This window comes from Streptomyces sp. MMBL 11-1, assembly GCF_028622875.1.
Classification (GTDB): Bacteria; Actinomycetota; Actinomycetes; order Streptomycetales; family Streptomycetaceae; genus Streptomyces.
Genome location: NZ_CP117712.1, coordinates 1 through 13,578, shown reverse-complemented (window position 1 = coordinate 13,578; position 13,578 = coordinate 1). Strand labels below are relative to the sequence as shown.

The 13,578-nt window shown below is 76.4% G+C and carries 8 protein-coding genes; all 8 read right to left on the bottom strand.

Translation table 11 applies throughout. From position 1 onward, the window contains the following. Nucleotides 1-411, bottom strand: coding sequence for a hypothetical protein (locus PSQ21_RS37655; RefSeq protein ID WP_274036756.1), 411 nt, complete (start codon nucleotides 409-411; stop codon nucleotides 1-3). A gap of 981 nt (nucleotides 412-1,392) precedes the next feature. Beyond that, nucleotides 1,393-2,346 (bottom strand): hypothetical protein, encoded by a 954-nt coding sequence (locus PSQ21_RS37650; protein WP_274036755.1) that lies wholly within the window; start codon nucleotides 2,344-2,346, stop codon nucleotides 1,393-1,395. Nucleotides 2,347-2,537: 191 nt separating this feature from the next. Then, nucleotides 2,538-3,188: an endonuclease domain-containing protein gene (locus tag PSQ21_RS37645; protein WP_274036754.1), complete on the bottom strand. Its 651-nt coding sequence runs from the start codon at nucleotides 3,186-3,188 to the stop codon at nucleotides 2,538-2,540. Nucleotides 3,189-3,510: 322 nt separating this feature from the next. Continuing rightward, complete coding sequence (locus PSQ21_RS37640; RefSeq protein ID WP_274036753.1) at nucleotides 3,511-3,771, bottom strand: hypothetical protein; 261 nt, start codon at nucleotides 3,769-3,771, stop codon at nucleotides 3,511-3,513. A gap of 508 nt (nucleotides 3,772-4,279) precedes the next feature. Continuing rightward, nucleotides 4,280-7,756: a hypothetical protein gene (locus PSQ21_RS37635; protein ID WP_274036773.1), complete on the bottom strand. Its 3,477-nt coding sequence runs from the start codon at nucleotides 7,754-7,756 to the stop codon at nucleotides 4,280-4,282. A gap of 102 nt (nucleotides 7,757-7,858) precedes the next feature. Next, nucleotides 7,859-8,065 carry a helix-turn-helix domain-containing protein gene (locus tag PSQ21_RS37630; protein WP_274036752.1) on the bottom strand — a complete coding sequence of 69 codons (207 nt, stop codon included), beginning with the start codon at nucleotides 8,063-8,065 and terminating at the stop codon, nucleotides 7,859-7,861. Nucleotides 8,066-8,109: 44 nt separating this feature from the next. Next, nucleotides 8,110-11,352 carry a hypothetical protein gene (locus PSQ21_RS37625; RefSeq protein WP_274036751.1) on the bottom strand — a complete coding sequence of 1,081 codons (3,243 nt, stop codon included), beginning with the start codon at nucleotides 11,350-11,352 and terminating at the stop codon, nucleotides 8,110-8,112. A 945-nt stretch (nucleotides 11,353-12,297) separates the two neighbouring features. Then, nucleotides 12,298-12,621 carry a hypothetical protein gene (locus tag PSQ21_RS37620; RefSeq protein ID WP_274036750.1) on the bottom strand — a complete coding sequence of 108 codons (324 nt, stop codon included), beginning with the start codon at nucleotides 12,619-12,621 and terminating at the stop codon, nucleotides 12,298-12,300. Nucleotides 12,622-13,578: the final 957 nt, after the last annotated feature.

Below are 13,578 nucleotides of genomic sequence, written 5' to 3'. Positions count from 1 at the left end.
CTACCGCCCGGCGGCCTCCGCGCGGGGAAAGGCGGGGCGGTAGTGACGGATCAACCGCCCGGCCGCATCCTCCACTGGGTGGGCTTCATTCCCTGCGTACTCGACCTCTGTGTCCGCGACCGGGTCGAGGTAGACGTCCACCGGTTCGTCTGGATCGCCTGGGACGATCGCCACCCGCACAGCGTGGGTGGCTGGCTTGGTGTGGTCCGGCGCGTCCCCCCAGTTCCGGAGCGGCCGGCCCTCATGGTCCAGGAGATACAGCCCGGTTCCCCAAGGTGTCTCCGACACCATCACTCGCGTGCCGAGCCCCTGGGTCAGAAGGGAGGCCAGCACCGCCGTGCGGCTGTCGACGGCGACCGCTGCTGCCTTCCGCTGCCGTGCGTCCGAGCGCCGCCACAGTTCAGCCTCCACGTAACGCCTTCCCCACCGCAACCGCATGTGCACCAAGCGTCTCGTCACATCCTTCGCCTCCGTAGCCGAGTTGGGGTGTGCCTCATTCTGCCCAGTCATCCCGACCCCCAACTACGTCTTTGGGCGCCCCGAACTGCGGCTCGCCGGATTCAGCAGGTGGTTCGCCACCTCCGCTGAAACCGGACACCCGGGGCGGTCGGGCTCGAAGCGGCGTCGGTTCAGCCGGCCGGAGTCTTCCTCGCGGTGCCCGGCGGCACGCTGCTCCCCCGGTGGGCGCCGCGTGCTGGACCGCCACCCGCTCCAGCACCTCGCAGGGCGCGCGGGCCGGGGAACCGCGCCGGCCGCCGAAGGCTTCCGCCATGCGGTCAGCCCCCGCCCCGACCGAGTTCGCGGGACGGCCCCGACCCCGCGACGCCGAGCCCCCGCACGAACCACCGGCCGAACTCCGCGTCCTGACCGCCCCGCAGAAGCCGACCCCTGCCGGCACCGCCCGAATCTCCCTCGTAGCCATCACGGTCCCAGCCCTGCCGGCCACAGAACACCCAGTTCAGGCGATCGGCCTCTCACCCGCCACCGCACGGAAGTTGCCATCCGTGAAGCACACACGATCAGCACGTAAGAACACCGCGCTTGGATTTCATGACACACAAGCGTGCTGCCATAGCGCGCTATATCAGCGTGCTCATACAGCGTGACCTGCTAGTTCACTGACTCAGCAGGATGCAGCAGAGCGCAGCGCCAGCAGGCTGGAACAGCGCACCCGGCTCACGAGCTCACAGGGCGCAGCGGGGCGGCTCGGTCAACGGGCGGCCCCGGGCCCCGCCATCGCGGCGGCGGTGAGGAGCGGCCGCGCGGTTCCGGCGGCTGCGCCGGCCATCGCGCGGGCGGAGCGGAGCGGGGCTCGGCGCCGCGGGGCCGGCAGGGTGTGGGCGGGCTGGCCGTCGACGGTACGGGGTCGTGCACACCGCCCGCCGAGCTCGGCTACGCCGCGTGGACGTGGCGCAGGACGACGGTGCGGCGCACCCCCGCCTCCAGCAGGGCCTGGGACCGGTGCTGGCCGTTGATGTAGCCGGTCTCGCTGTCGGGCTGGATCGCGTCCGCGATGCTGAACAGGGTGGCGAGCGCCCGTGTCTCCCAGCCGGTGGCTCCGGCCGCGGCCGCGTGGGCCACGGCGAACTTCTCCATGTCGTCGGCCTCCACCCTCTGCGTCCGGGCCCGTCGGAGGACGTCGAGCGCCATCGCGCTGACCCTGTGCCAGTCGCCGCCGTGGTACCAACAGCACGTCCGGGCTCCGCGGTCCGGCAGGACCTGCCGCGTCCAGCGCCGCCACCACCGCACCCCGGCCGGCATGCAGCCGGGCTCGCGGAACGGCTCCGGCCGCCCGAGCCGGGCCACCGCGAACTCCTCGAACACCAGCCGGGGCTCGGGCGCGGCGGGGCGCGGCACGTAGCCGTCGCCGCGGCCGACGGCCACCTCCGTGCCGACCAGGTCCTGCAGTTCCTCGTGCGTGATCGCCGTCCAGTGCGGGCCGTTGGGCCGGTAGCCGTCGGCGCCGGCGAACGCCACCCGCCGGAAAGGGGCCTCCTGCCGTGATCCTTCCGGCCACAGCTGCCGCTCCACCCACACCGGCGGGACCTCGTGCCCGGGGCAGTGCCGCTCCCACACCGCGCCCGCGTACCGCTCGACTCCGTTCATCAGCCCCATCCCCTCCTCGCCGGCGATCTGGGTCGCCACCGCGACCGGGCGTACCCCGGGCGCGGTGAACAACTGCAGCCGGAACGTCCCCGGCAGCCCCTCGGCGGTGAACACGGGCTCGTCCACGAAGAGCCGCCGCGGCGCCGCCAGGGCGCGCAGCTCGTCCCGGCCATCGGAACGGGCATCGGGGCGCGGCGCCGGGGCGGGAGCCGGCTCGGCAGAGAGGTGGTCATCGCTCATCCCCCGATCATTCCCGACCCGGCCGGCCCCGGGGCCCGGACCAGTCAGCCGGTCGAGCGCCCCCGGGCGGTCCCCTCGACCAGCGCCGGGCGCAGCTGCTTCGTACCGCGACCGGGCGCCGGGGACCGGTCGCGGTACGGCCGAGGTTCGGCGACAGAGCGCGGGAGCGGGCGGGCACACGGGCTCGTCGGTCATTCCCGGCCTGGCTGCCCGGGCCCGCCCGGCCCCTGCTGGCCGCCGCCGGGCGGGCCGCTGCGGTCCAGGCCGGTGCGCCGGCTGCCGTAGTGGTGCTGGGGGCTGCCGGTGAAGGACTTGACCAGACCGCGGGGAGAAGGGCTGTTCACGCCGTCGTCCGGCTCGAACGCGGTGACGACAACGGCGACTCCGCAAGCGCTTCGCAGACGGCGATGGTGCCGCTCGGCCTCCTCGGCGTCCGCCAGGGGCCCGGTCTTCGTCCACCCGGTCTCACGGGCAGGCCCTGCGGCCTGGTCGGTCCAGTACACACACGGCACCGCCAGCAGCCGGCGCACCGCGAGCAGTCCGCCGGCGAACTCCTTGACGGTCAGCCCCAGATACGACAACTCGCCCGCGTAGTGGGCCAGCGCGTCCGTGCCGTCGGCCTCGAACCTCCAGTGCAGGGAGGCCGCCTGCTGCTGCATGGCGCGCGCGGGGACGCGCAGCGCCGCCTCCATCGACCCCAGCCAGCTGTTGCAGCTGCGGCACACCGCGCCGCGCACGTGCCCCGTGACCGCGTCGTGGTCGACGGCGGCCGTCGGGCGGCACCGGCACAGCCGGCACTGCGGGTGACGGTCGCGGTAGGCGGCCCGCTGGCTATGGGACATCCGCGCGTACAGGAGCGGCGGAGTACGGCGGGCCTCCCACCGGGCGCGCGGCACCACCGGCACCGGCACGATCCGGGCGCCGCGCGATACCGGTGCCGGCGGCGCTCCCGGGCTCCCGGTACCACGCCGCCCACCAGGTCCGTCACCGGCAGGGGACGCAGCAGCGGAAGGCGCCGGACCGGGCGCGGAGGCGGGCGTCGTCTCCTGCTCCGGCACGGCTGCCGGGGCACCACGGGCCGGTCTCACCCCTCGCGCCCACCCCCGCAGCACGGCCAGGCGCTCCCGGAGCCCGTCCGCCGGCCACGTCGAACCGTTCACCGGCTCAGTCGTCGCAGCACATCGGGCAGAGCGTCAGCACACCGTCCACGGGATGCTTGCCGCACCCGACGCACAGCCACTCCCGGCAGTTGCGGCAGGCGTCGCTGTCCTCGTGTACCAACGCGCAGCGGCCCACGCACGAGTCCTTGGGCACACGGTCGGCAGGCACGTTGGAGTAGCAGCCGGGGCAGAGCCAAGCGGCACGGTGCGCCACCGGGCCGCTCTCCGGCGCGGTGACAACGGAAGCATTCGAAGAGATCGTCATGCGGTGCAGCCTCTGGCCAGCGGCCTGTGGACACGGGCCGACGGGCGGGCGGCGGGCGGTTGAGGGCGAGCAGGACCCGGTGGCCGGCAGGTCCTCGGCGAGACCGGCGCGGCACCCCCGGGCCGGATCGTCACGGACGTACGGGAACAGCGGGCGGACAACACCGGCGGGGCAGGGCGCCGGCCAGCGCCAGGCGCAGCGTGTCCAGACCCCCGGCGACTGCTTGTCCGGGCGCGGGCGGCCGGCCCGGGCGGGCGGTGTCCGGGGCGGCGGCCAGGTGCTCGAGGGCACGGGGCGGTCGACCACATGCCGGTCACCTCGTCGGCGAGCAGCAGGTGCTCGGTGTGCTCGCTCAGCGCCTTCACCCAGCCGGCCAGTTGCAGGACGCGTGCGGCGCGGACGGGCAGCGACACCGGCAACTCCAACACGTGGTCCTTCGGCACCGGCCAGGCACACCGTGGCCGGGCGAGCGGAGACCGGAGGACGGCCGGCGGGCGGGCCCGGCCGGTCAGTTCGTCGTTGCCGGAGCGTGAGCGAGGTCCACCTCGCCGGCTTCGACCAGGGCACGGCGCAGCTGCGCGGCCTCGGCCGGGCGGTCGGGCGCCGGCAATGCCTCGGCGGCCTGCAGCAGGGCGCGGGCGTGATGGCGGACGTCGCTGTCCTGCGCGCCATCCGGGGCGGGGCGGGTGAGCAGGTGCACGGCCAGGAGGAGGGCGTCGGGCTCACGGGGGTGCGCGGCGGCGCGTTCGGCGATTCGGCCGGCGTCCGTCTGGGCCGGGGTGTGGGCGGCGCTGCGCCGGGCCAGGGGCAGCCAGACCTCGTCCGGCAGCGACGCGGCGAAGTCGCCGGCGCCCGCGAGCGCCCCGGGCGGCAGGCCGGCCTCCAGAGCGGCGGTCCACCAGATCTGCTCGGTGTCCACCGAGGTCCGGTCGAGCGGGCGCAGGGAGGTGAACAGGGCGAGGTACCCGAGGAAGCCGGAGGCGGCCTCGGCGCCGTCCGGACCGGTGGCCAACTCCCGCCAGGCGGCCGTGGGGTCGCCGAGCAGGCTGTCATGGCCGGTCAGGAGCGCGTGCACCACGCGGAAGGCGAGCGTCCCGGCGGGTTCTCCGCGCAGGGCGGCCAGGAGCTGGCGGCGGCCCAGGGCAGCGAGCAGCAGCGGATCGAGGCCGGGGCCGCGGCGGGCGTGCAGCCACGCGGCGGCCGGGGAGGGCCGGCCGGGGACGAGCGCATACAGGTCGGGGTGGGCGGCGGTGAAGGCGGTGGCGCGGCGGTGGAGGAGAGGCAGGTGCTTGCCGAGCACGCCGGCGACCGGCTCGTCGCCGCCGCGGGCCTGAAGGACGGCGGCGACCAGGTCCAGGACGTCGCCGGGCATCTGGCCGTCCCGGGGTGCCTGGGCGGCGGCGTAGTCCAGGAGGCAGTCCAGCGCACGCACCGCCGGGTGGGACTCCGGCAGGCCTGCGGGCAGTTGCTGTTCCTCTCCGGCCGTGCGGCCGGCGGCGGGCGTTGCCGGGCCGCCGGCAGACACCGACGGGGCCGGGGGCGGGGCGGCGGGCCGGGTGAGCGGCTCGACGAGGGCATGCAGCCGGTCCAGGGCGGCCGGGAGGTGACCGCCGAGGCCGTCCCCGGTGCGCCACACGAAGGCCAGCAGGCCGGACCACGCCCGGCCGGCGTGCTCGCCCGCGTCGGGGATGTGCGGGTCGGCGGGGGCGGGCAGGGTTCGGCTGAGCGTGAGAGCGGCGAGCACGGCTTCGGCCGGGCCGGCGGGGAAGGCCCCGGGACGGCGGACGGCGGTCGCGGCGGCGGCGAGGTAGAACGCGCCGAGCTCCGGCAGGACGAGGGCGGTGAGCAGGGCGGGGACGTCGGCGGTCCAGGCGGCCGGATCGGCGGCCACCAGGCGCTGCAGCACGATCGCGTAGCCGGCGGCGCCCGCGTCCGGGGCGCCGGCCAGGGCGGCCGCGGCCGCGAGCGTGCCGCCCGCGGCGGCCAGTTCCCGCAGGTCCTCCAGTTCGAGGGCGGTGCGATGACGCGAGAGGGGGCGGGCGGCACTGCGCGGGTCGGGCGGCCCGTCCGGCCGGGCCCGGTGCGACGGGTCGAGGCCGGCCAGCAGGGGCGCGGGCAGGACCGGTGACCAGGCCCCGGCCCGCTCGGCGCCGGCGGGCCGTACGCGCTCCACCTCGGCGGCCGCGGGCGCGCAGAGCGCCTGACGGGCCCGCCGGTGAAGGTCGGCGGTGCGCTCGGGCGGGCAGGTGGTGAGCACGAGGTCGACCAGGCGGGCGCCTTCCGGCGTCGGGTGGCCGGCCAGCAGCCGGACCGTGGCCTCGACCGCCAGGTCCCACCACTGCCCCGCCTCTTCGTCCCCGGCGCCGGGGTGCGGCGGGTGGGCGGCCAGGTGGGCGGCGAGCACCCGGTCGTGCACTCCTGTGTCCGCAGCCGCGATCCTCGGCCACGCCCGCAGACGGTCGGCCAGCGGCAGGCCGGCCGCGGCGTCCGCCGCGGCGAGGTCGAGAACCGCGCGGGCCAGCAGCGGGCCCATGTCCAGGACCGGGCCCAAAAAGAGCGTGGCGTCCAGGACGCGGACCTCGTCCAGGTCGACGAACTCCGACCAGGGCCGCCGGCCGGACGCTTCGATGTCGCGGCACAGCAGGCCCGCCAGCGCGCCGCGGACCGCCCGGGCCCACCGGAACGAGCCGCCACCGTCGCCGGCGTCGGGGTGGACGCTCACCACCAGCTCCCGCAGCAGGCCCGTGATGTCGTGCTCGGGCAGGCGGGCCGCCCACTGGCGCTCCAGGACGTCGGTCAGCTCGGGCAGCGGACGGCGCTCGGCGTGCGCGCGCCAGCGCTCGTCCCGCCAGGCCCGCCAGCCGGCGTGCCCGAGGTCGACGGCGTCCTTCAGCAGCTCCTCGGCGACCAGGACCCAGTCCCCGTCCCGTGCGGGCACCGGGAGGGTGCCCGCCCAGCCGGCCACGAGCCGGCGCGGCACGTCCGCGTGCTCGGCCGGCCCCTCCGCCCGGCCCGAAGACAGCACGTGCGGGAGCAGCCCGCGCACCCCGGCCGGGCGGAGGGCGCCGGCGTCGGCCAGGCGCAGCAGCGCGCCGAGAACGCGGGGCCCGGCCGGGGCGAGCTCGGCGGCGTGGTCGGCCAGCCACAGCCCGGCGGCCTTGGGGGCGGTGGCGGCCAGGTGCTCCAGGAACGGGGCCGCCGGCCAGGTACCGGCCCTCTCGTCGGTGAGCAGCAGGTGCGGCGCGTGCTCCTCAAGGGCCCCCAGCCAGGCCGCGGCCGGGGCGGAGCCGAAGAAGAACGCGGTGGCGCGCGGGTCCGCCCAGCCGGCCAGCTCTCGCGCCTCCGCCCCGCCCGGCTCCCTCAGGGCGGCCAACTCCAGGACGCGGGCGGCGCGGCCGTGCAGCGGCACCAGCAACTCCCGCGCCAGCAGCAGCACCTCCCGGTAGACAGAAGCCGCGCCGGCCCGATCGGCCTCGCCGCCGTGCAGCGTGCCCGACGTCCTCCCGTACACCTCGCCCCACCCGACAAGAGCCTGCTCGTGGTAGGCGCCGAGCGCCACGCCCATCAGCCGCTCGGCGATCCCCGCCGCCCTCGCCCGGTGGAAGCCCCCCGGGCGCGTCAGCTGCCCGCGCAGCACCCCGGCCGCCCGGCGTACCCGGCCGAGCGCGGCCTGCGGCGGCGCGGCGGCGGACGGGCCGGGAAGAGTGTCCACTGCGGCGAGCAGGTCCTTCGCCGCGGACTTCAGGCCCACCGCGTCCGGGGCGCCCGGCAGGCTCAGCAGGGCGTCCGCCGCACCGCGCAGGCACGACTCCGCGACCTCCGCCGGCCGCTCCAGCCCGGTACCGGCCAGGACCCGGCGGGCGTCCCGCAGCAGACCCAGCGCCCGCACGCCGGCAGCGCCCTGCGCCATCAGGGCGGCGGCCAGGACCTCGTCGACCACCGGCAGCTGTATGTCGGGCAGTTCGCCGCCGGGCGGCGGCATCATGGTGCTCACCGGTGCACCGTAGAGGCCACCGGGCGCAGCGTGGGCGAGAACCGGCCGGTCCGCGGCCGTCCCTTGCCGTCCTGCCGTCTTGTCGTCCTGCCGTCAGCGTGCGGCGTGGCGGCGGGTGTCCCCGCCGCGGGTGCGCAGGGTGGTGCCGGCCTCGGTGAGCAGGCGGTGGACGAATCCGTAACTGCGCCCGCAACTGTGCGCGAGGGTACGGACCGAGGCCCCCGCGGTGTACGCCTTCTTCAGCTCGGCCCCGAGCTTGAGCCGGGCCGGCCCGGTGACGTGGACGCGGCGCCCCAGCATGCCGGCTCCCTTCTCTCCCTCTCCTCGGTGTCCGGGCGGGACGGCTACTGATGGCGGGCGGCGGCGACGTCGCCGGCGTTGACCAGCGCCCTCCTCAACCCCTGCCACGCCGGGGGGCGTTCGGGAGCGGGCAGAGCGGTCGTCGCGTCCAGCAGGGTACGGGCGTGCCCGCGTACGGCGGTGTCGGTCCACGTCCCGGGTGCGTGGGTGACCAGCAGTTCGGCGAGCAGCAGGGCGTCCTGGCTGCCGGGGTGGGCGGCGGCGCGTTCGGCGACGAGGTCGGCGTGGCTCAGGGCCGGGGAGTGCTCGGCGCTGGTACGCGTCAGCTCCAGCCACACCGGCTCGTCGACGGCCGTCTCGGCGAACGCGCCCGTCCCGGCCAGCGCGCCGGCGGGCAGGCCGGCGGCCAGCGCGGCACGCCACAGGTCCACAGCAGCCCGCGTCCGCGCCTGCTCGGCCGGCGGGAGCGGGCGCGCGGCGCCGGTCCGCGGCACACGGAGGGCGATCGCCTCCAGCAGGACTGAGACCGCGGCCGCCGATTCCTCGTCACCGTCGGCGTCGACCAACTGCGTCCACCAGGCGGCGGGTTCGCCCAGGAGGGATGGATCGGTCAGCAGCGCGGCCGCGGTGTGGCCCGCGGCGTCGCGCGCCAGTCCGCCGGCGCCGCGCAGCGCGCCGATCAGGTCGGCGCGGTCCAGGGCCGCGAGCAGCGGCGGGCTGGGCGGTCCCCAGCGCAGCCACGACCCGGCCGGCGAGGGCCCCTGCGCGGGGATCCGGTACAGGGCGGTGCGGTGGACGGCGGTGAAGTCCGGGGCGTAGTCGTGCAGGGCGGGCAGCCGTACGCCGATCGCGTCGGCCACCGCGTCCTGGGCGGCGGCCGCGGGGATCGCACCGGCCACCGCCTGGAGCACCTCGGCCGGCATCTGTCCACGGGCGCGCGCCTGGTGGAGGGCGTACTCGAGCAGGCACCCCAGCGCCCGGACCCGCGGGTCCGACCCCAGCAGTACCGGACCCCCGGGACTCCCGGCCGCGGGGGAGCGGTCCGCGGGAGCCCCCGGGGCCGGACCGACGGCGCCGGCGGAGCCGCCGGCGGGAACGGGACCGTCTCCGGCCTCCTCTGCGTCGGCGGCGGGATCGGTGAGCTCGGCGGTCAGGGCGTGCAGGTGGGCCAGGACGTCCTTCTCCTGGCCCGGGTCCAGGACGGCGTCGGTGCGCCACATGGCGGTCAGCAGGTCGGCCAGGGCCTGGTCGGCGAAGTCCAGCCCGGTGCCCCGGTCCGCGGCCGTCTTCTGGGCGGCTGTGGCAGCCGGGGCGTCGAGGGCGCGGCGCAGGTCGAGCGCCGCGGTGACGGCGCCGGTGAGCGTCTTGCCGGGGAAGGCGCCGGGGCGGTCGGCGTGGCCGGCGGCCGCGGCGAGGTAGAACGCGCCGAGCTCCGGTGTCTTGAGGGCGTTCAGGATCGCGGGCACGTCGGCAGTCCAGGCGGCCGGGGCGTCGGCGACGAGGTGGTGCAGGACCATCGCGTAGCCGTCGTCGCCTGCGTCCGGTGCCGCGGCCAGCGCGGCGGCGGCCGCCGCCGGCCCGCGGGCTTCGGCCGCCTCGGCCAGATCTTCGGCGGTCAGGGCGGTGGTCGCCGTGACCGGCACCGGCGCGGGGACGGTGCGCGGATCCGCAGGGCCGGCAGGCTTCAACGGGCGCACCCGCTCCAGCACCGGCTCCCAGCCGGCCAGCACACGCGCGGGCAGCAGCGGCGACCAGTCCCACACCCGCAACCACGAGGCGAGCGGCTCCTTGGTGCCGTCCACCTGGCCGGCACCGGCGGGAAGGACCTGCTCCAGCTCGGCGGGCGCAGGAGGCCAGCCGAGCGCGGTGCGCACCCGCGTCTCCAACTCCCCGGCGCGCTTCGGCGGGCTTGTGCTGAACACGAGGTCGACGAGGCGGGCCGGCTCCGGGGCGGGCCGTGCGGCCACCAGACGCTCCGTGAGCTCGATGGCCCGCTCCCACCACTCGTTCACCACCTCGGCGGGCACCGGGGTCTGCCCGGCGGGCGCAGGTGCGGGCGGCCGGGCGGCGAGGTGAGCGGCCATCAGGCGGTCGTGCAGCGGGGCGTCGACGGCGGCCACCCGGCGCAACGCGCGCGTGCGCACCCCCAGGGCGATGCCGGCGTCCGCGTCGGCCTCAGCCAGGTCCAGGACGGTGCGCGCCAGCCGGGGGCCGCCGTACGCGGCCGTGTCGCCCGCGTGCACCCCGTCGAGGTCGCCGCGGAACACCAGCGGCCGGGCGGCGGCGGGCAGCAGCGCGACGTCGCGGGCGAGCAGGCCGGCCAGCACCGCCCGGATCATCGCGACGTCCCCGTGCGCGGGGCCGCTGGGGCCGGACGGGTAGGCCGTCAGCGCGACCTCGCGCAGCAGTTCCGCGGCGTCGTGGCCGGGCAGCCGTGCAGCCGTCTGCTCGGCGACCCGCTCCCGCATCTCCTCCTCGGCCGCCAGCGCGGCCGCCATCGCCGCTTGGGCGGCGGCCGGATCCCCGGCCGCCGCCAGATCCTCGGCCGCCTCCTCGGCGGCGGCCACCCGCTCGGCGACAGCGTGCAGGCTCAGGTGGCCGGCGTGCTCGTCCTCGACCGCACCGGCCAGCAGCCCCTCGGCCGCGATGATCCAATCCCGTGTCCGTTCCGCCCGCGGGACCGTACGGGCCCAGCGGGCCGCCAGGCACAGCGTCGCCCCCGCCGCCGGGCCCCCGCCGTCGCGCAACCCCGCGGTGTCGGCCAGGACGGCGCGCACCAGGGCGGCGCCGACGACGTCGCCGTGGCGCAGCGCGAGGCCCAGCAGCGCATCCAGAGCCGGGCGGCCGGCCGCCGCCACCTGCTGCGCCCGGCTGAGCGCCGGGTCCTGGCCGTCCGGTGCCGTCAGCCACGCCCGGACGCCGTCCGGGTCGGTGCCGGCGACGTCGTCGAGGAACGGGGCGGCCGGCCACCGCCCGCCGGCCGACCCGTCCGGCAGCAGCAGGTGCGGGGCGTGCTCGGCCAGGACGCCCCACCACACCGGTGCCGGGCCGGAACGGAAGAAGTACGCCTCGGCGCGCGGGTCCGCCCAGCGGGCGAGCTCGGCAGCCTCAGCCGCGCCCGGGTCCTTCAGCGCGGTGAGCTCAAGGACCCGGGCCGCGCGCTCGGCCAGCGGCACCAGCAGTTCCCGGGCCGCGTGCAGGAGTTCGGTGTACAGGAGGCGGGCATCGTCGGGGCCGGCGCTACGGCCGTGCAGGATGCCCGACGCCAGCCGTAGACGACTCCCCACACGTCCAGCGCCTGCTCCTGGGCCGCGCCCAGCGTCACGCCCGTCAGCCGCTCGATGACGCCGCGGGCCCGGCCCCCGGTGGTAGCCGCCCGGGCGCTCCAGCTCGCCGCGCACCACCTCCGCCGCCCACATCACCCGCTCCCACCGCGCCCCCGCCCCGCCCGGCACGCCCAGGGGATCACCGGAGCCGTCACCGGCGGCAACGGCACCGCCGGACGGCGTCTGCTGGACGGCGGCCCCCTCGGCCGTCTCCCCGATCGAGCCGGAAACCCGCGGCAGGCGGCGTCCCGACGGCGTCCAGCGCCGCCACCAGGTCCTGCGCCGCGGCCTGCAGGCCCACCGACCGCGGGGCCCCGGGCAGACCGAGCAGCGCGTCCGCGCGGACCGCACACACGCCGCGGCCACCTCCGCCGGCCGCGCGAACCCCGCCCCCGTCAACGCGCGCCGCGCATCGAGCAGCAGCCCCAACGCCCGCACGCCCGCATCACCCTGCGCCGCCAGCGCACCGGCCAGGACCTCGTCCACCTCCGCCGGCACTACCCCGGACAACTCCGCCCCACGCCCCGCGTCCCCGCCGACCGGCGGCATCTCGATACCCACCGCTGCACCGTAGAACCCGGCCCCCGCGCCCGGAGCAGAACCCGACAACCCCCGGCACCCACGGGCCCTCCCGCCCGGTGCCGCGACCGCACCCCCGGCCCTGGTCGGGCCCACGGGGAGCGGCGACGCCCGGCCGGCGTGGCGCCGCTCCCGGGCCCCGGAGACGCCGCTCCGCGCAGCGGTCGGCAGCCCGGCCGGAATAGGTAGGCTGCGAGTCGCCGGTACCCCAGGGCTGCTGCCCAGAGGCACCGCGAGGACGGCCTCACTCCTGGGACAACCCGGACAACTCGTCGCGTAGGTTCTCCAGATACCCCCACAACCCGTGGAGAACAGGGTTCGGCTCGCCTACTCAGCTCGCCACCTCTCCAGCAGCCGGACTCTGATTTCTGCCAGCTCCTGGTCCGTAGTGCTGGCGGTGACCCCGGCTTCCTCGGCCGTCCAGGTGTCACCCATCTCGTAGACGTCCCAGACCGACAGCAGGTCCTCGGGCCCGAAGCATGACTCGGAGCAGCATGCCCCGAGCTCGGCATCTGCCCGGACGGCATCCTCGGTCGTCAGCTGGCCGACCATGTTGTGGCCGTCCCAGATGATGTCCGCGCCGTCGAGAACACGCTGGGCGAGGGGAGCAACCTCCAGCAGCAGTTCGTTGGCCGCTTGCATACTCAGCAACGGAACTCCCACGACCGCCACGATGCGATGGAAAGCCTTCGCCTCCACTCTCCCGGCCATCGGGCGAGTCGTCATGGCACGCTGTGAGGACCACCCTCTTCCAGGTTCAGGGTGAGGAACGCAGCTCGCGCTTCCGGACTCTTTCTTCCACCCAGCAGTACAGCTCCAATTCGTCGGTGACCGGCTGCACCGTCAACTTCTTCTCCGGGACATGGAAATCCCCTTACAGCAGGCGTGACAGGTCCTCCGCCCGATACGGAAGCCCGTGCTTGTCACCCCCGCTGACGCGGGCAGAGATCCTCGCTCACCTCCACCACAACCCCGGTGAGCGCCAGGGATCCGTCACTACTATGCCGGACTCGGCCACTCTCCACGGGGCACATGGCTACTCACCCTGCGGCAGACCGGTATCGTGCCGAAACAGGCTCGAACCCACTTGGTACAAGCAGCAGTTGCGCGTCGAGCCAGCGTGTCCGCGCTGCCGGGGCGAGCGGCGTACCGTCAGCGCACAGCTGGGCTTCGGCAAAGGCCAGCACCTGATTCCTGCCCGGCCGGCGGCAGCGGGGACCTCGGTGCGGTCGCACGGCGTGTGCAGGGCGGATCACCTCAACTGCCGTGGAGGCGCGGCGGGATTGCCGACGGTTCAGGCCGGCACGGCCCACCAGGTAACGGGGCCGCCCATCAGGGCCAAGCCGGTGATCAGCACGGCCCGGTGTGGCCGGCCCCGTCGTACTCCCGGCTGGAAGCCACGACGGGACCCGGTGATGCCCGGCTGCCCCGGGAGCCGGTGAAGGGCGGTCGGTGGTCGACGGTGAAGTCCGCGGGCGTAGCGGAGGAGGGCCGGCAGCGGACCATTGAGTCGGGCGTGACCGGCTGAAGACCTGTCCCCGGACCGCCGGGCGGGACGCAACGGCATCCTCTCGTTTCTCCCTCTGAACTGGGGTGATGTGGGCGGTC